The 17,911-nt window shown below is 44.1% G+C and carries 15 protein-coding genes and 2 pseudogenes; 15 read left to right on the top strand and 2 right to left on the bottom strand.

Annotated features, from left to right (window positions below; translation table 11 throughout):
- Positions 1–69: 69 nt before the first annotated feature.
- Positions 70–2,361: an AAA family ATPase gene (locus ACSFXJ_RS19405; RefSeq protein WP_435922050.1), complete on the top strand. Its 2,292-nt coding sequence runs from the start codon at positions 70–72 to the stop codon at positions 2,359–2,361.
- A 191-nt stretch (positions 2,362–2,552) separates the two neighbouring features.
- Here ACSFXJ_RS19405 and ACSFXJ_RS19400 read toward each other — a convergent pair.
- Positions 2,553–3,383: pseudogene (locus tag ACSFXJ_RS19400) on the bottom strand (IS110 family transposase); the annotation flags it as partial.
- 405 nt (positions 3,384–3,788) lie between these two features.
- On the opposite strand from ACSFXJ_RS19400, the gene ACSFXJ_RS19395 reads away from it, so the two are divergent.
- The 9 genes from ACSFXJ_RS19395 to ACSFXJ_RS19355 all read left to right on the top strand — a co-directional run bounded on the left by ACSFXJ_RS19395 (position 3,789) and on the right by ACSFXJ_RS19355 (position 13,161).
- Positions 3,789–5,144, top strand: a complete 1,356-nt coding sequence (locus ACSFXJ_RS19395) for an S-layer homology domain-containing protein (protein ID WP_435922049.1) — start codon at positions 3,789–3,791, stop codon at positions 5,142–5,144.
- Between the two features lies 1 nt (position 5,145).
- A complete protein-coding gene (locus ACSFXJ_RS19390) occupies positions 5,146–6,090 on the top strand; it encodes a hypothetical protein (protein ID WP_435922048.1) in 945 nt (314 codons plus the stop codon).
- Positions 6,091–6,705: 615 nt separating this feature from the next.
- The gene (locus ACSFXJ_RS19385; RefSeq protein ID WP_435922047.1) at positions 6,706–7,602 is read left to right on the top strand and encodes a DUF6744 family protein; all 897 of its coding nucleotides are present in this window, start codon (positions 6,706–6,708) and stop codon (positions 7,600–7,602) included.
- 25 nt (positions 7,603–7,627) lie between these two features.
- The gene (locus ACSFXJ_RS19380; RefSeq protein WP_009225706.1) at positions 7,628–7,969 is read left to right on the top strand and encodes a DUF4258 domain-containing protein; all 342 of its coding nucleotides are present in this window, start codon (positions 7,628–7,630) and stop codon (positions 7,967–7,969) included.
- Positions 7,970–8,114: 145 nt separating this feature from the next.
- Positions 8,115–8,474 carry a hypothetical protein gene (locus tag ACSFXJ_RS19375; RefSeq protein ID WP_036715715.1) on the top strand — a complete coding sequence of 120 codons (360 nt, stop codon included), beginning with the start codon at positions 8,115–8,117 and terminating at the stop codon, positions 8,472–8,474.
- Positions 8,475–8,672: 198 nt separating this feature from the next.
- Complete coding sequence (locus tag ACSFXJ_RS19370) at positions 8,673–9,767, top strand: AAA family ATPase (protein WP_435922046.1); 1,095 nt, start codon at positions 8,673–8,675, stop codon at positions 9,765–9,767.
- Between the two features lie 3 nt (positions 9,768–9,770).
- On the top strand, positions 9,771–11,138 hold the full coding sequence (locus ACSFXJ_RS19365) for a vWA domain-containing protein (protein ID WP_435922045.1): 1,368 nt from the start codon (positions 9,771–9,773) through the stop codon (positions 11,136–11,138).
- 56 nt (positions 11,139–11,194) lie between these two features.
- Entirely contained in the window at positions 11,195–12,160 is a 966-nt protein-coding gene (locus ACSFXJ_RS19360; protein ID WP_435922044.1) for a DUF262 domain-containing protein, read from the top strand.
- Positions 12,161–12,630: 470 nt separating this feature from the next.
- Positions 12,631–13,161 (top strand): hypothetical protein, encoded by a 531-nt coding sequence (locus ACSFXJ_RS19355; RefSeq protein WP_435922043.1) that lies wholly within the window; start codon positions 12,631–12,633, stop codon positions 13,159–13,161.
- Between the two features lie 153 nt (positions 13,162–13,314).
- Here ACSFXJ_RS19355 and ACSFXJ_RS19350 read toward each other — a convergent pair whose 3' ends face one another.
- Positions 13,315–14,616 carry an IS1380 family transposase gene (locus ACSFXJ_RS19350; RefSeq protein WP_435921432.1) on the bottom strand — a complete coding sequence of 434 codons (1,302 nt, stop codon included), beginning with the start codon at positions 14,614–14,616 and terminating at the stop codon, positions 13,315–13,317.
- Positions 14,617–14,927: 311 nt separating this feature from the next.
- On the opposite strand from ACSFXJ_RS19350, the pseudogene ACSFXJ_RS19345 reads away from it, so the two are divergent.
- From ACSFXJ_RS19345 to ACSFXJ_RS19325, 5 genes and pseudogenes are all read left to right on the top strand, one after another.
- Positions 14,928–15,320, top strand: a pseudogene (locus ACSFXJ_RS19345) (CpaF family protein); the annotation flags it as partial.
- Positions 15,313–16,113 (top strand): type II secretion system F family protein, encoded by an 801-nt coding sequence (locus tag ACSFXJ_RS19340; protein WP_435922042.1) that lies wholly within the window; start codon positions 15,313–15,315, stop codon positions 16,111–16,113. The pseudogene ACSFXJ_RS19345 and the gene ACSFXJ_RS19340, both read left to right, overlap by 8 nt.
- 19 nt (positions 16,114–16,132) lie before the next feature.
- Positions 16,133–17,005 (top strand): type II secretion system F family protein, encoded by an 873-nt coding sequence (locus ACSFXJ_RS19335; RefSeq protein ID WP_435925815.1) that lies wholly within the window; start codon positions 16,133–16,135, stop codon positions 17,003–17,005.
- A 43-nt stretch (positions 17,006–17,048) separates the two neighbouring features.
- The gene (locus ACSFXJ_RS19330) at positions 17,049–17,243 is read left to right on the top strand and encodes a Flp1 family type IVb pilin (RefSeq protein WP_435922041.1); all 195 of its coding nucleotides are present in this window, start codon (positions 17,049–17,051) and stop codon (positions 17,241–17,243) included.
- Complete coding sequence (locus tag ACSFXJ_RS19325; protein ID WP_435922040.1) at positions 17,240–17,896, top strand: TadE/TadG family type IV pilus assembly protein; 657 nt, start codon at positions 17,240–17,242, stop codon at positions 17,894–17,896. The genes ACSFXJ_RS19330 and ACSFXJ_RS19325 overlap by 4 nt, the downstream gene beginning before the upstream one ends.
- Positions 17,897–17,911: the final 15 nt, after the last annotated feature.

Genomic DNA, 17,911 nt, shown 5'->3' with positions numbered 1-17,911 from the left:
CCGGGCGTAGCTAAAATAATTCCTTAAGCTACGCCTTTTTTATTATGGTGAAGGTCTGGGGTGGTATAAATGATTAAAAAAATCAAGTATATTAAGGACTTTGGCGTTTTTAAGGATTTCAATTGGAATGCAAATTTGGGTGAATTCAAAAATTTTAATTTGATTTATGCTTGGAATTATTCTGGAAAAACAACGTTGTCTAGAGTCTTTCGTTCTTTTGAAACTAGGAAAATTCATGAGGATTTTTCAAAGGCACAGTATGAACTCGAATTATCCGATGGATCGATAGTCGATTCTAATAATATAGCTAACCAATCCTTAAATATTAGAGTGTTTAATACAGATTTTGTGAGTCGTCAATTAAAATGGGAGATTTCTGATAGCATTGAACCAATTTTTATACTTGGTGAAGAAAATATAGAGTTACAAAAGCAATTAGAACAATTAAGAAAAGAAAGTGCCGAACTTAATCGAGACTACCAAGTTAAGTTAAATCAACGCAATGAGAAGTTCGATATAATTGATAAAACTATCCGAAGTAGAGCACAGGCTATGAAAAAAGAGCTGCAGTTACTGGATTATAACAAGACAAAACTAGAAAATGGAATTAATTCAATAAAGGATTCTTATTTAACACAAATATTAACTGATGAAAACTATCAAAATGATTTACAGATATCATTAGATAACAATAAAAAAGAAAATATTCAGGAACTGCTGTTACCAGACTTTCGTATTAAATTATTATATTCTAACGTGGAAGAAATAATTGGAAGAAGGGTTGTTTCTAATGTAATTAAAAAGCTTGAGGAGAATCCCAAATTAAATGATTGGGTCCGTGTTGGCAAGGAACTACATTTTTCGGAAGATACTTGTCAATTTTGTGGGAATAAATTGCCTGCAGATTTAATGGACAAGCTTGAACATCATTTTACTGACGATCTTAATAAATTGCTTCGAGACATTGAATCTTCTGAAAGCACTATTACCCAGACCTATAGATTACTTGATGATTTTTCTAATAACCTTCCTCATTCTTCAGAGTTTTACAATGACTATCAACAGCCTTATGTCGAGTTGAAAAATAAATTAGATCATATGTTAAGGACAACACGAGACCAGCTTGAAGCACTACTGCCTTCATTAAATAATAAAAAAATAAATCCATTTCAGATTGCTGATATTGAAACTGATTACGCTGCTGCTACAGCCACTGTTACACATAAGACTAGTGATCTTGAAGAGGTTGTTCAAGAAATAAACGGCATTATAAAAAAGCATAATCGAAGAACAAATGAGTTCGAAAATGTTAAGAAAAATGCAAAATTGAGAATACTAAACCATCACATAGCTCAGTTCATTATCGACTTTGATTACTTAAACAAAATGAATGAAATAACAGAACTAGATACTACATTATTAAGTTTGAGAACCAGGATCGATAGTATGGAGAATACAATAAAAGGTATAGAGACGCAACTCCTCGATGCGAAAAAAGGTGCCCAAAAGATAAATGAATATTTAAGTACCTTTTTCCGGAGCAATCGTTTACTTATTGATGTGCAGGAAGATGGCCGGTTTATTCTTAAACGAAACCGAAAAATCGCAAAGAATCTCAGCGAAGGCGAAAAATCAGCTATATCATTCATTTACTTTATCACACAACTTGAAAATAGAGATACTAACCTTCAAGAGACGATTGTAGTTATCGATGATCCTATCAGTAGTTTGGATCACAATCACATACATAGTGTTTTTGCCATTATTAAAGCAAAGCTTAATCCCAAAACCTGCAAACAAATATTTATTTCAACCCACAACTCAGAATTTTTTAATCTGATGAAAGATCTATCAATATCGGATATCCCAAGGTTCTTTGGTAAGGGTGAAAAAGAACACGAAAAATTTGTTTCGTTCTATTTTATTGAGAGAAAATACTCAGATGATGAAATTGTATCAACTATTGTACCATTACCCCAGGAGTTAAAGAATTACAAATCGGAATATGTCTTTTTATTTTCTATTTTGAAAAAGTTTGTTGCTGATCAGACTAATGATATAAGTTATAGGGCTATCATTCCGAATGTTGTACGTCGCTTTTTGGAAGCTTACTTGAACTTTAGAAATCCCTCAAGTAAACAAGGATTTATTCAGAAAATGAGTATTTTGTTTCCTGATGATACGGACAGATTTCTGGTATATAAGGTTACTAACGAATATTCGCATAATGATCAAGTAAATAATCGCACTTTTTATTTGCCTGAATTAGAGGAATGTAATCAAGTTGTTGCATTACTCTTTAAATGCCTAGAAGAAAAAGACAAGCTCCATTTCGACGCATTGATGGATAACATTACCTGACAGGACATGGCTTTATGATATTAAGTACGAATTTGTCAGTCTAATACTTATTTTCACAGATGGAGCTGATTAAATTTTCATCTCGGGGTTCAGTCTAAAACTTATTTTTCGAAAGCTGACGATATTCCAATTCGAAAACCCGCGCCAGATCAACAACTCCAGTCTAATACTTTATTTTCACTGAACACTTGAATGCCGTCGAGGACCCGCTCGATCGCTTTGTCGAGATCCTTGAGCTGCTTCTGGATGCTGCGGATGGATTCGATGGAGGTGCCGAGCACCAGGTCAATCGAATCCTCCACGACCTTGGACAGCCGATAGGAGGCGCGGGCAGCTTGCTGAATGCAGCGGGCGACCCGCTCGGGATCGGGGAAACGATTGCGTCCCTTGTCCCGCAGATAGTCGGCCAGATCGGCCACGTCCATCTCGGCGATGTCATCGAGGCTGAAGTTCTCGGAGAGCATCTCCATGAGCGCATGGCCAAACACGGAGCTGTCGACCTCGGTTGTAAACGCATTGCACTTGTAGAACAGGTTCTGCAAGAAGTACTGCTTCTCGCGAGCCAAGTTATGGACCAAGTGGAAACGCATGCGCGTGAGGCGTTGAAGGGCGACATACTGCTCCTGCATGACGATGGTGGTCGTCAGGCGGCCGAAGCGCAGGCGATCCGCAATGACCCAGGCGTCGAGCCGGTCGGTCTTGTCCATATCCGCATAGGCTTCTCTGAACTTGCTGATGAGCTTGGGGTTCAAGGTGAACACCTTGGCCTTGCGCTCTCGAAGCGCTGGATCCTGATGCAGGTACATGGCAGGGTGCCAGCTGTAGACGGAAGTGGCTTCCAAGCCGATGTGAATCTCGGTGACGGCCAACTTGTCCGCTGCAGCGACGATTTGGTCACGCAAGTGCGAGGCGCCATTCAAATTGTTTTTGACGGTGAGTGTCTCAAGCTTGTCACCGTCAGCGTTCATGAAACACGCTTCGAGCTCTTGCGAGCTCACGTCAATACCGACAAAAAGCTTCAAGTGAAATTCCTCCTTTCGCTAGGGATTCAGGGAATGGACGCTCCGGGATGCCTCCGGCGCACGCGCAGATCTATCACCCTCGCGTATGAGGACACACTTCGGGCCATGAGCTGCCCCGGATCTGCTAAAACCGGGCATGGGATGCCGAAGGGAACAGCCAGCGGGTAAGAAGCTCAGACGCGTACCGGAGAAACAGACTTAAGGAGTAGACGATGCTACTGGAGGCAGAAGGATTTCCCCGAATGGACCCTACGTTCCATTGTCCAGAGGCATACCGGAAAGTCCAGTCCCTGATGGAATTTTCAAAGAACAAGCTGGAAATTTGGAGGCTGTTTTCCATCCCCCGGGGGGATGGAAATGAACCTAAATGAGCTTTTTAAAGATACTATACGAGGAGGAATCTATATGAAAGTCAGTAAAACATTAACTGCAACAGGTGCATTAATTCTTTCGGTGTCATTGCTCACAGGTTTCGCAACTGTAACTCCTACAGCCGTAGCTGCTGGAGTAAGTAGTAACAAGACAGCCGTCACAGAAACTTACAGAGGTCCAGCAGTAGCAGAGATGGACGATTCAGAGGTATTTGCAGCCGTTTCCAATCCAACAAGTTTCAAGGACTTACCCAAGTCCCACTGGGCTTATACAGCAATCATGAATGCTGTACAAAAAGGTTACTTCAAGGGCTACGATGACGGCACTTTTAAGCCTAGTGCCCCAGTTACCCGTGAAGAGTTTGCCGTCCTGTTGTCGCGTGTTAGCACCAATCAAGCCGGCTCCGGTGCAGTGGCTTTCCCTGATGTTAAAGGTAAGTGGAGTGAACAAGGTATTATAGATGCAATCAATAAAGGGTTTATTAGCCAGTCTACATATACAGCTGGCTTCAAGCCGACTCAGGCTATGACTCGTATCGAAATGGTACGTTGGATGGCCAATGGTTTGTCAGCAGCAAATCCGGAGTATGCTCAAGCCATTAAGGACATGGCAGAAACGGTATTGCCGGTAAAGGAATATTACGCGGGTACACTTAACAAGGCTGACTATGGTGTAATTGGTTTGATGATGGGCACTGGCATCATGAACGGCTATGGAAATGGTCAGTTCGGTGGCGCAAATACCACTAGTCGTGCAGAGGTAGCATCGATTCTTCTCCGCTTGGAAGAGGTTCAACAGAAATCTCCGGAAGATTTCTTCAACCTTAGACAAATGAGAGAGTTGGGTACTAAGGGTACTAATGCTGAAACTATGGGTTACACTTACCGCGATATTAAAGGGTATGGTATGATCCCTACATTCGCAGATTATGTGTGGAACAAACCTATCAAACTGAAAAACGATGCAGGAACAGTGGTTCACAAGCACATGATCATTATAAATCCAAATGACAAGGCTTCAGTTTATTATCCTCTGTTCTTCGGCGAAGGAAATAATATGGATACGTATAAAACAAGCGGAGCAGGTTATATCGTAGCTTCTTTGCTTGAAGTGACATCTAACCGGGATGGATTTACTGATATTACTCTATCTAATGCTTCTCCTAACTTACCTACGATAACTCCCGGAGGTTATGATGTAGGTTCCGGAGTGAAGTATGGGCATCCTACAATAAAGAGACGAGAGGGGCTTTCTCTTTCTAAAGGACAAAAGCGCACAGCGTATTTTGTCAGAGGTTTTGATACCCCCTCCCAGATGAAAAACAAAGCAAATGCTGGTGTTGACTTTAATGGAGAGAAGTTAGTAAATATGGTAGCTAAGGTAGATTAAAGTGAATAGATACCTTAAATTGACCATACCTTTGGTTCTTTGTGGTGTGTCTACCTTCTTGTTATCTGTATACCCTTCTGATGCAAGTTACAAAGAACCTACTAGGCAAGAGTATGCATATAGATCAAATCTGATAGCCTTTGAACCAACAACACCAGCTGTAGAGCAGACTAAATATGTGAAAGGCATGTCCCTGTCTAATTCAACCCCGGGTGGTTATATATTCCAGAGAGACGATCTAAATTGGTTAGCACAGTATGGTGGAGGTCAAGATGTTATTCCAGCTGATAAAAGTTCAGGTTCTCCACCTTACTTACCTCAGTTAGGTAACATACATTGTGACTTAGATTTTGATAAGGAGGTATATAGACCATCCGATGGGTATGACTTACAGGTGTCTGTATCATCTGATTTATATGGAGTTAGGATAGATCCAAGGCTTATGTTACACACAAAGGTAACTGCCGTAAAGAACATTAACTCAGAAAATGGTTTAGTGACAGCGTATTATCCTCTGAGTGAAGACAATAATCAATTTCGTCTCAATCTGGAGATCGGTAACCCAAAATATGTACCATGGACAGGAGAGACTAAATTCTATGAGAACGGCCCTAACGGCCCAAAATATTCTACTGTTTACGGTCCCGAGTTAGAGCTGGAGTGGTGGGGGGTCTATCGTGAGTCCAAGAAAATCTCCACTCAAGTTAATCAAACAATGCAAATTGGCGAAACCCAACAAGGTAGGGCGTTCGTAGATACACGTAGACCAAAATTAGTATCACCATCTCCAACTTATGAGTACACGGGGAAACCCACCGAGATTACAGGTAGAGAGGAAACTGTTTGGCAAGTAGAGTCAGGGGATTCTGTGACCGTAACAACAGAGGGTTTGATAACAACAGCAAAAGAAGGTAAAAACTGTTATTGGTTTCAGTGGACTTTCTAGCGAACATACGATTGTATTTCTGAAGGGAGAATGTTATAATAATTTTGTAATTATATGTACCTCTATACTCCCAATTTTGCTGGAGACAAGAGCTTGTTGTCCCGAAAGGACAAGTAGTTTTATTACCTCCCCTGTAAGCTTCTATTTGGAAATTCCAGATATGAAGAGAGGAAAAATGCAGGACAATTTCACTTGATCCGTCACTTCCGTTTGCAGAAGAAAAGGATTGAAGAGTACCGAAAGGCTCTGATAAAAGTTTTATTTTACGCATTCACATGCGCCTTTAGAAATTTGGATACTGTTTTTAAAAGCCGATTTTTGCATGGATAATTCTGTGCAGGGATCGGCTTTTTTGCTTTTTAATAAAAATGAGAGGATGAATGAACCCATGTTCAAATTATTTGGAAAAGGAAATTGTGTTCAATCCGAATTCACTTAACTTATAACCGAAATGGCTAGTCTGACTCAGCAGATGAAAAATAGCCTCATTATCTCTGATTTGAATGAGAAAGTATTTCGGGCGTAGGCCATTAACCAAATTAAATGTTAAGCAAAGGCTGGTTCCTTACTTTTAGGAATTGGTCTTTTTTTATTAAAAATGAGGAGGTTTTTCTTATGAATGCCATTTTAAAGGATGTAGTTGCTGTACCATCCAGTAAAGACAACGCGATTGGATTTTTAACCTGGAATTCTCTATCCAACATGCTGATTACCCCGGACGACCTAAAACAAAAGCTTGTTGATTCCGGATTAGGGGCTGGTTGGATGCCGAAGGATATCCGGCTCCCGGATGCCTTTAGAAGAGCCACAAGTGAAAAATTCAAAAGAGAAGTATCACCAGGAGTCTATGAGAACTACATGTTCCGCGAGGTGGCTTCAACTAACGCCTTCGTACAACGAAATTTAGTTTGCGAAACCAAGGATACGAAAGGTAGAAGATTAAAATATGTTCCTGATGTAGGAGCACTGGTATTAGATCGAAAAACGGAGACAGTAGAGACCAGCTATGTTTCATCAATGGCGCAGCAACTAGTTAATAATGCTGCGTTGCAGTTTGAAATTTATCGAAACAATTATGGATCTACTACACTACGTACGTTGATTACCAGCGTCTTAAAGAGTATGTCACCTACACCGGTTAGACCATCAGGTGGTGTTTACTTCATACCGGCACAGTTTGAGAGCAACTTGGATGCATTGGTCAAATTCGTATCATCTCTTGAAAAAGGAGAAGCAGAGAAGGTTCCTGTAATGAACACCATGGATATGAAAAACATGGTGACACGCAAGCTGTTGGATCATCTCCGTGACACTCTCGCTGCATGCGAAGAAAGCACGGAAAGACAGCTGACCAAAGGCCAGATGAAAGAGTTGATAGAAAACGCTCGGTCGGTGGCAAACGATTTTGCGCAGTATCGCGAAATTGTCACCGGCGATCTGGAGGAAATGGAACGTCTGGTGTCGGCGCTTCGCATGAAAGTGGGTGAAGCGCTGGTGAATATGGCCGTGTAATTCTCCAGAAAGGAGAAGAAAAGAAATGAATGCCGAAACTGAGCATAGAAAGTTTGTTGAACTGCTTGAAGAGGGAGATGGAAAGCTTGTGATTTCCAAACATGCGCTTCACAGACAAATTGAGCGCGGCATCTCCGAAATAGACATACGAAACGCCGTCTTGAACGGATGGCCGATTGAGAGGCGTCAGGACGGTGCGGATGTTACCATCGTTCTGATGTATTTTCTTAAAATCGGAAAAGGGCAATACCGTCCGCTCCATGTCGTATGTGTTTTTAATGTTGTCCATCCAGAATCGTGGACGGTGAAAACGACATACGACCCCCGAAGCGGGGAGTGGAGAGACAACTTCCAAAGAAGAAAATAATTTTTGTAATGCAAAAATTTATCTGAACGGATATAATAAAGGGTAAAGGGGTGAGATCGTCATGTCCAAAGTCGGACGACCCAAGGCTGATCATCCGCGCAACTTTACCCTTCCAGCCGTTCGGGTGAACAGGGAGGAAAACCGTATGTTTAAGCTTAAAGCGGGAATATTTGCGAACGGCAGCTTGGCGAAGTTTTCGCGCATGGCCATGGAAGCGTACCGCGAGAAAATCCCGGAAACGATTGAACTGGCCGGACGAACTGGTCATCTCCGGTATGGATCGGAAGTTTACACTGTGGAGGTCGGGAATGAAATCTACACAGTGACGGTTACGAACATACCGGAATACATTTTTGACGATGGCGAAACGGTGTCAGATTTGATGCTCCGCGCGAGCATCGAAGAAGAAGTGAATGAAATGGTTTTGGAATGCATCCAGAATCGTCGTCCGGTGCCTGAAGCCATCGATCTGCTTGAATGGATCGGGTTGCCAGTCACGGTGTAAAAACAAAAACACTTTTAAAAGCCATGAGTTTCCCGTGCGGGATTCGTGGCTTTTATTTTTTCGGAGGTTGAATGTGGAGTTGACGTGGGCATCTTGGACTTCCTGCGATTGACCCCACATTATAAAAACAAAGAGCTGATGACTTCTTCATAAGAAGCGTTGGCTCTTTTTATTTTATCTAAAAATGGAGGTAGCTAAATGAAAATCAAGGATATCCAGAATGCATTAAATAGTCAATATTCTGAACGAGAAGAAGTGATTGAGGGGCTGATGGTAGCTATGATCGCCCGTCAGCATGCTTTGTTGATCGGGCCGCCCGGAACAGGAAAGAGCGCCCTTGTAAGTGATCTGACTAAACGAATAACAGGAGCAAATTATTTTCAAGGGCTGCTGACCCGCTTTAGTACACCGGAGGAATTGTTCGGCCCTGTTTCGCTAAAGGAACTGGAACAAGGCGTGTACAAACGGAATACGACGGGAAAGCTGCCGGAAGCTCACACCTCATTTCTTGATGAAATATTCAAGGCAAACAGTGCAATTTTAAATGCATTGCTCACTCTCATCAATGAACGAGTGTTCTATAACAATGGCACACCGGCACAGGTTCCCCTAATGTCCTTAATCGGAAGTTCAAATGAATATCCCGAAGAAGGTGAAGGACTAGAAGCCTTGTTTGATCGCTTCTTGCTCCGATACGAAGTAGACTATATCGGTGAAGATCAATCCTTTATTTCGATGCTGAGAGGTTCTGCACCATCTCCAGCCGATATGAGCATAGATGAATTATTTGAACTCCAGTTCTTTAGTGATACAGTCACTATTCCTGATGAGGTATTTGATGCACTGAGCAAGATCAGACGCGAGTTAATGGATGAAGGTATTCGTCCTTCAGATCGGCGTTTCAAGCAAGTTCTTTCAGTAATTCGTGCTAAGGCTGTGTTAGCCGGAAGAGATCACGCAGAACTTGAAGACCTCATGATTCTCAAGCATAGTCTGTGGGAAAAGCCGGAGCAGCGTGATAAGGTCGCAAAGATCGTTCGCAATCATGCTCAGGATGCGGTGAAGACACGTGTGGAAGAGATTAAAACTGAAGCTGCTGATATCTTGAAGAGTCTTGAACAGTCCAACAACTCAACAGATATGGCTGTAGAAAGTACGAAAAAGCTTAAGAGCTTAGTCAACGAGCTTAAAAAGCTCCAAAAGGATAATCCGAACCGGCCAGAAGTTGAGCAAGCTATTGCTCTTGTTCAAAAGTCATTGAAAGATATCGCATCTCAAGTGCTGGGAGTGTGAGTGATGAAGGAACTTAAAGGTTCTGTTTTAAACACGGATTCATATGATCGAAGACGCTTCGGGCAGCTCCTGGAAATGTCTGAGAAGCTCAGAGAGGTTAGTAAAGAGGGAAGTAAATTATTTCCCTCTTTTCAGCCTTTAATGGGTGACTTGTGGGCAGGTCTATTTAAAATGAAGCCCGAGTTGCTGGAGGAAGTTCCTGAAGGGCTAGAAATGAATCATCAGCTTATGGAACGGGTGATGTCAGACGAAGGCTATCAGGAGTTTCGTGAATTTACTCGTCTGGATGATCTGGCCGCTGCACTTGGCACAACAAAGTACAGCGAGACTGTTCTTGGCTGGGTGAAGGAACAAGTGCAAAGGGATCAGAACTTAGCTGATGCACTTCAAAACTACATGGATGGAAAGGCAGGAGCCTCACAGGAAGCGTCAGAGGCGTTATCCTCAGCCTTGAATCAAAATGGCAATGAACTATCTAAGATGTTAGCCAAAGCTGCACAAGAAGCAACAGAAGCCAAGGAGAATGTGAAATCTCTTTTGGGAGGTATGCAGGCAGGAAGCGGTGAGAGTGAGCTGAAAAAGGTTCCGTTGAAAGATCAACTGATTCTGGCCGAAAGGTTGAGTCATGATAAGAAGATGAAGGACATTGCAAAGTGGGCAGGTCGGATGAAGGTGATCGCTAATCAAAAACAGCGTTCCAAACACAAAGATGCTATTAACCGTAATGGGATAAAGCAAGGAAACTCTATAGAACAACTGCTCCCGATGGAACTTGGCACTTATGCTAGCCCAATAACCAAAATGGATTTCCTGCGCCGATATGTTGAGGGCCAAACACTTCAGTACGAAACAAAGGGGCCTGAACAGCTTGGTAAGGGGCCGATTGTTCTATGCTTGGATCAATCGGGAAGTATGACAAACCAGGACGCAATCTCAAAAGGGTTTGCCCTTGCCTTAATGAGTATTGCCCGTAAGCAAAGAAGAGATTTTGCATGGATTCCATTTTCTTCGAATGCTGCTGCCCCGTTAATCTATGAGCGTGGGAAAATTACCGTTCAGGATATGATACAACTGGCCACTATTTTTTTAGGTGGAGGAACAAGCTTTGAACCTCCACTTAGGGTAGCAAGTCAAGTCATCCAACAGAGCCGCTTTAATCAGGCAGATATTGTTTTTGTGACAGACGGCGAATCTCATGTGAGCGAGCGTTTCTTACAGTCGTGGAATGAGTTGAAGAGTAAAAAGGGATTTTCAGTTTTGTCTCTGCTACTTGGTAGGGAGTCTATACAAGGGGTGCAAGGCTTTTCAGATCGAATTGTAAGAGCATCTACTTTTGAAGATGAGTCGGTGTATCAGGCGTTTGAAATATGAGAGAGCAGGGCAGATCATTTCTGTCCTGTTCTTTATTTTTAGGAGGGCTACTTATTATGAAAAGATCGAGTATTCAACGTACTACAAAAAGCCTTTTGAATATGCGAGATCGCATTCGCTTCGATCTTCCGTTTCAGCGCAATAGCGTTTGGAAGAATGATCGCCGTTCGTATCTGGTTGATTCAGTAATTCGGGATCGTTATATTCCAAACATTCTCGTTTGGGATAATGGAGACGGATACATCTGGGTCATTGATGGGCGACAACGTTGGGAATCAATCTTCTTCTTTGCTGACGGTGACTACAAGCTCAGTAAGGGAACTGCTGATTTCAATGGAGAAATCATTGCTGGGAAGAAATTTGAAGAACTATCATCTGATACGCAGTTTGAGTTTCTCACATACAACTTCACGGTAACAGAATTTCGAGAATGTACCTTTGAAGAAGTAGAAGAGATGTTTTATCGAGTGAATCAGTCGGTTCCATTGACATCAACAGAGAAGACTAGAGTCAAAGTGAGTCCTGCTGTGCGCGAAGCTGTACAAGAGTTGGGACAGCATTTATTCTTCGAGAAAATTGCTTTTACCAAGGCAGATCGCAACCGGTATGTGGACGAACAGCTAATTTGGCAATTCATTGCTTCAACGACAAAACAGGATATTGATTTTGGGGGAGCCAGTCTAAATAAATTTATATCCGGTTTGGATGAGGTTCCAGTCCGTGTTGTGGAACTTATTGAACAGAAAATTGACTATATGGACGCAGCGTTCAGAAATTGGAATAAGGAAAAACGTAAAATGCTTAAAAAGGTTCATGTTGGGAGCTTGTTTCAGGTCGTAGATTATGCCTTAGAAAAGCAGTGGTCAGAGGATCAATTTGGGGAATGGGCAAAATCGTTTTTGATTGATCGGTATTCCGTGGATAGTCCGTATGGACAGTTATGCCAGAAAGGGGCAACAAGTAAACAAATTGTTTCGAAGCGTCTTGATTACATGATTAAAGACATGGAACAGTTTGGTTGATTACTTTATAACTGCATAATTGACAAAAAAATATGTAATAAGCCCAGTTTGGGCTTACATTATGAAAGGTGCAATTGTATTGGACATTAAACGCATGATTTCTACCTGCTTGTCCCAAATCAGCCAAAAAAGCCAGTGATTTGAGAGAATCCGAAAAACTTTGATTTCGATTTTTCGAATCATATTCATATAGGGATCACTCCTTTCATTTTGAAATTCACTATATCGTAGATTCGATATGAAAGTTTATTCGAAATCAGATGTCGAACTATCTTCTATAAAGATGAAATAATCAGTAAATGAACAATCCGGTTACTGATATGACACAAAATATGAAATAGAGAGGGGTTAATACATGAAAATCGAAGTGTCTCTTAAAGGATGGCTTATTATTTTTCAAACACATATTTGCAGGAAATTACCCCAATTTGTCGAAAGTTGATGAGCATTATAATTAATGGGGGCTTTTTATGAATGACTGGATAGGGTTTACAGGGGCGCTTTTAGGGGCAGTAATCGGTGGTGCAGCTTCTTATTTTGCTACAAAAATGCAAATAAATGCGCAGCAGGAGGCCTCATCCCAAGCGTTACAAGAGAGGAATGATCTAGCAATCGATGCAATTCATGCCTTTTTGAGTGATGAAATATCATATAACGCTAAAAAGGTGAGGTATCTCAAGACATATCTTGATAAAGGATATCAAGCATTTAAAACAGAAGGTACAACAGTGAATTTTACTAAGGAACTGAAATTTAGTGAGTATGATGTGGCAAAAAAGGAGTTATTAAGAACAAACAGTATTTTGGTTATAAGAACCATACAACTTTATCAGTCTTTTAAACTTATTGATCGTTACAAGGATGAGCAGTTAAGAGACTTGAACGAAGATGAGTTCAATTTTTTAAGATCCTGCGCTCCAGAGTGGGAAAAGATCTCTGAGAGTTCGTTCACAAAGTCGTTTGTCAGCAAAAAAATAAACCTGAATTTCGAAAGCCCATAATGGTGGCCAGTTTGTAGCAGGATTAGTGGGCAACAACTGTAATAAACAGGGAAATACCCAGTTGGATTACGCGACGATTCTGAAAAGAGGGTAGTCTTTCCCCCTCCCCATAAGACAGGGCTAAACGGTTTCCATGTTAATTTGTGGTAAACGTCATTCTAAGGCAGCGACTTTGGCGGCGATACGTTGCCAGGCGCAGCGGTTCGCGAAATCTTTAGCCAGTTTCAGAACGACTTGTCGGCTATGCTGAATCATCGTAGCTGCACAGTGGAAAAACTCTAGACGGAACCGGGCAATCGTATACCCTTGATGGACCGGTTCGCAACAGTCTCGCTTGAATCTCTCGTAGAGATTGTAGGCGAGCAGCTTGATGAGCAGGTCGATTTCATTAGCGGTAAAGTCACCTTTAGCGATTCGATCGATGGAAAAGCCGCGTTTGGCTTCTTTGATATAGTTCTCCATGCAGCAACGCTGGTTGTAAAAGCGCCAAAGGTCGATCGGCTCCCACTCGAGATTGGTGACGATCGCTTCGTAATGCCAGTCCGTATCGAGGAGAAGCCGAGCTTGATCGCCGTCAAACACCTGCGCTTTACGAATCACCACAACGCGGCGCGGTTTCTTCCATGAGGTGGCTTGGTAGATCAGGGTGATCCCCTCGATGACCCAATCCTCATCGACAAACCGCTTCCAGTAGCGGCATCGCCCTACTTCGGCCTGAAGTCGCTGCGTCCATTTCAATTTCCCGACATACCCGATTCGCTTGGCTTCCCATAGGCTGTAGAAGTCTTCGCCGCCAAATCCCTTGTCAAACCGGGCGTACTTTACCGGACGGTCACCAAGCAACTCAAAGATCTGACGGAGGAAGGCGGCTGCATCGGTGGAAGCGTGCGTATTCCCAGCACGCAGTACTGCATTCAGGCACAGGCGCGACTGGCCCTCAAACGCCATCAGCGGATGGTAACTTTTACGTCCGGGTTTGTGGGGATTCGTGCCGACTGCCGCCCCCTCTTGGTGACCGTATACCGTTTCTACCGTGGAGTCTAGGTCCACGATGAGTTCAGAAGGCAGACAGGGTGCAATAATCTGCTGATTCAGCTTTCGCAAATCCAGCGTTAAGGTTGGGCGGGTCTTGCTGAGTCGATCCAGTTCCTTATACAGCAGGGTGTGATGCGGACAGCGCCCGCCGAGAAACCGCCGGATGAGCGCGTCATGTTGCAGCCTGCGGAAATGAAAGAGGCGTTCGCATCCGAGTATCCAGCCGACAATGAGATAGAGCAGGATGCGGAAAACAGGGAACAGGGAATTGCCTTGCTTGGTACAATTTAAATTCTGCAAAGCCTTACCGAGCTTGATTTTTTCGAGATATTCCAGAAAGATTTTGCTTCCTCCAACATTTGAGGCGTTTTGCAAGGTAAATTCGGTCTTGATTTTGCTGACGGGTGTGGTAGACTTCATCTAAAAGGTGCTCCTTTCTTTGTAGGTGATGTTCTGGACAAACACCATTCTACCAAAGAATTGGAGCCCTTTTCTTGTTTTTCAGACGATGTTACTTTCGAAATTCAGGATAAATGATGCTGTTAATACAATCAGTCGCCAAACATAGAAGTGCAGGACGGGGCCTCAGTTTTGCTGTACGGCCCTGTTTTTGCATGGTCGTGCGGGAAACCAATTCAACACAAAAGAGGCAAGCAAATCATATGAAAGTATAACGCACATAAAAAAAGCTTCAGCTAAATAGCTGAGGCTTTTTTTAATACCACAAAACCCATGATAGTTCGTTGTCAACCGGTCATGCGAACAGTACCTCCGATATGATCAGCCGTCTTGAAACGATGGTGTTGAGCGGGGCGGAGTTGCCGATTACGGTCGTGAGACAGCAGATCGCTTCGGCTATCGATGTGTTTATCCATTTATCCCGGCTTCGTGACCGCTCGCGGAGGGTAACGGAAATATCCGAGGTCATCGGTATGAAAGATGGAGAGGTAGCTTTAAATCCGCTATACGTATTTCGGGAGAAAGAGGAGTCAGGCGGGAAAATTGTCGGGTGCTTGGAGCCTGCAGGAAACCGGTTAATGCGGCTGGATAAGCTGCAAATGGCCGGCATGGATCTTGAAGCAGGAAGCATGCCCGGAAACGGGAGGGTGAAGGGAGGTGATTAATTTTCGGAGACATCAACGGATCGCAGAGCCCGTGACAAGGAATTCGGCGGAACTGCCGGATTACCGGGTTTACGTGCTAACGCTCCGTCAGAAGCTGGCTTGTTTGCTGGTGGGAGGAGGTGGTTTGTACGGGATAGGATATGTGTTTTTTCACTCCGTTTTACTGTCGTTCGTCTTGACGTCCGGCGCATACATCATCCCGAAAATGTGGAGCAAGTATTTGCTTCGCAGGAGGAGGGATGCGCTCAGCCTGCATTTTAAGCAAGCGCTGTATTCATTGTCCTCGTCCCTGGCGGCAGGCCGTTCCGTAGAGAATGGATTTCGGGAAGCCATCGCCGATTTAAGGCTGCTTTATCCGGATGGAACCAATGATTTGATCGTGGAGCTTGGCATCATCTGCACAAGATTGGAGTACGGCCAGCCGATCGAGGAGGCGCTTCAGGACTTCAGCCGGAGGGCGGCCATGGAGGATATCAGCAATTTTGCCGATGTATTCACGACCTGTAAGCGTACCGGAGGCGATTTGGTCGAAATCGTCCGGCGAACCTCCGCCATCATCAGCGAAAAGCTCGAAATCAGCCAGGAAATCGGAGTCATGATCGCTCAAAAACGTTTTGAAGCCAAAGCCATGTTGGCCGCGCCCATTCTTTTCCTCGTGTTTATGGATTTAACGTCGCCGGATTATATGAGCCCGCTCCATAGCGGGGTAGGGCTGCTTGTTTCCGGGTTTGGTCTTTTGCTGTTCGCGGGCTGCTCCTGGATGATCATGAAGATCATGGATATTCGGATTTGAAGGAGGTGCGCCCGCTTTGATGATCGTCTGGACAGGGATACTTATGTTTTTGCTCGGCATCTACGGTTTTTTGTTCGCACGTTCCTCCGGGAAATACAAAATCGACGGGAAAATGGAAATGGAAGGCATCCGGCTGCAGAGGCTGGCTCCGCCCATGCTTTATCTGCTTGACCGCCTTCAGGTTTCGAGGCGTTTTCCGTTTTTCTTCTTCAGAATTCAACGTTCGGTCCAAAAAATAGGCGGAGACCGGCGCGGAGGGGAGTATACGCTGCTTTTTCTGGCGGAAATGCTAACTTACAGCCTGCTTCTTCTTATTACGGGCGCGCTGCTTTCGATCCTCATGAATGGAGATTCCGGGGGATTTATGATGGGATCGGTTCTGGCCGTACTGCTCCCTGTTGCACTGGTGAACGACTTGCATCGCAAGGTTGTCCGAAGGGAGCGGGAGGTATTGCTCGAGCTGCCTGAATTGTTAAACCAAATCATTCTCCTTGTCGGGGCAGGATCAACGGTACAGCAAGCGATCAAACATTGCCTGGAAAGAAAAAGAGGGGAGACGGGCCATCCGCTGTACAGAGAATTGTTTCAAATGCAGCGGGAGTGGGAAAGCGGGTACTCTTTTCAACAAGCGCTGGAAGGGTTCAGCAAACGATGCGGCATTCAGGAGGTTTCCGCTTTTACTACGGCCGTGCTGCTCAATTTCCGCCGGGGAGGAAACGACTTCGTGCTCGGGCTTCGGGATTTGTCGCATTCGTTGTGGGAACGAAGAAAGGCGGTTTGCAAAACGCTGGGAGAACAGGCTTCCTCCAAATTGGTGTTTCCCATGGTGCTCCTGTTTTTGATCGTCGTAATTATGGTCGGAGCCCCGGCCTTCATGATTATGGATTTATAGTTTATCGTCGTTACTCAACCAATTTAACGGGAGGAATGAAATCATGTTGACGCAAACATACGGAAAAATAAAAGGATTATGGGGGGATGAAGAAGGACTAGGCATGCTGGAAATGATTCTGATCATTGCGGTCATCGTGATCATTGCCGTTATTTTCCGGACCCAGCTTAAGGAGATTGTTACCAGTTTGCTGGGCAAAGCCAAATCGAAAACGGAAAATTTCATGGATGGACAATGATACGGTTCCTCCGAAATCGGGACGGAAGCTTTACGCTGGAAGCATCTTTGGTTTTCCCGGCGATCTTCGTTACGCTTACGGTTATGCTTTTTTTCTGTTTGTTTCTGTATCAACGGGCCATTCTCGATCAGGCGGCCGTCGTGGCGGCGGAGAGAAGCGCCTATGTATGGGATAACAGCCACCGTGATCCGCGAACCGGCTCATCCCCCGAAGGACAGTACGACTCACTATATTGGCGACTGTCCGATGACGGGATGCTGAAGGCGATTTTCGGCGTATCCGGCTCATCGGCAACATCCCATATTCAGCTTCCTTCCGTAGCGGACGGTAAAGATTCGCTCCCGGTTTTGAAGCTGCGCCGGGTCGGATCGGCCATTCCCGCAGGCATCAGCGGAACGATGGAATACGGCAACGATATTCTCCTCCGGAAGGTCGACGTATCCTTAATGCGACTGGTGCCTTTGGCTCCATTGGAACGAATCATCGGAGATCCGACTCAGGCCGGCCGGTCCGTGGCCTTTGTCGTTGACCCGGTGGAATGGATACGGACGGTCGATCTGGCCCGATATTACGGGGCCAAATTCCAAGGGAAGGGCGGTTCGAAAGTAGACAAGCAAGAAGCGGGAAAAGCGCTCGGATTGTTCGGAAAATAGCGAGGGTCATGGTTT

Origin of the sequence: Paenibacillus salivarius (genome assembly GCF_051307165.1) — a bacterium.
GTDB lineage: Bacteria > Bacillota > Bacilli > Paenibacillales > Paenibacillaceae > Fontibacillus.
This window is presented reverse-complemented; position numbering and strand designations above follow the sequence as displayed.

Coding starts and splice junctions, on each gene's coding strand:
- ACSFXJ_RS19405 (WP_435922050.1), top strand. CDS start 70: ATGATTAAAAAAATCAAGTATATTAAGGACTTTGGCGTTTTTAAGGAT.
- ACSFXJ_RS19395 (WP_435922049.1), top strand. CDS start 3,789: ATGAAAGTCAGTAAAACATTAACTGCAACAGGTGCATTAATTCTTTCG.
- ACSFXJ_RS19385 (WP_435922047.1), top strand. CDS start 6,706: ATGAATGCCATTTTAAAGGATGTAGTTGCTGTACCATCCAGTAAAGAC.
- ACSFXJ_RS19380 (WP_009225706.1), top strand. CDS start 7,628: ATGAATGCCGAAACTGAGCATAGAAAGTTTGTTGAACTGCTTGAAGAG.
- ACSFXJ_RS19375 (WP_036715715.1), top strand. CDS start 8,115: ATGTTTAAGCTTAAAGCGGGAATATTTGCGAACGGCAGCTTGGCGAAG.
- ACSFXJ_RS19370 (WP_435922046.1), top strand. CDS start 8,673: ATGAAAATCAAGGATATCCAGAATGCATTAAATAGTCAATATTCTGAA.
- ACSFXJ_RS19365 (WP_435922045.1), top strand. CDS start 9,771: ATGAAGGAACTTAAAGGTTCTGTTTTAAACACGGATTCATATGATCGA.
- ACSFXJ_RS19360 (WP_435922044.1), top strand. CDS start 11,195: ATGAAAAGATCGAGTATTCAACGTACTACAAAAAGCCTTTTGAATATG.
- ACSFXJ_RS19355 (WP_435922043.1), top strand. CDS start 12,631: ATGAATGACTGGATAGGGTTTACAGGGGCGCTTTTAGGGGCAGTAATC.
- ACSFXJ_RS19350 (WP_435921432.1), bottom strand. CDS start 14,616: ATGAAGTCTACCACACCCGTCAGCAAAATCAAGACCGAATTTACCTTG.
- ACSFXJ_RS19335 (WP_435925815.1), top strand. CDS start 16,133: ATGATCGTCTGGACAGGGATACTTATGTTTTTGCTCGGCATCTACGGT.
- ACSFXJ_RS19330 (WP_435922041.1), top strand. CDS start 17,049: ATGTTGACGCAAACATACGGAAAAATAAAAGGATTATGGGGGGATGAA.
- ACSFXJ_RS19325 (WP_435922040.1), top strand. CDS start 17,240: ATGATACGGTTCCTCCGAAATCGGGACGGAAGCTTTACGCTGGAAGCA.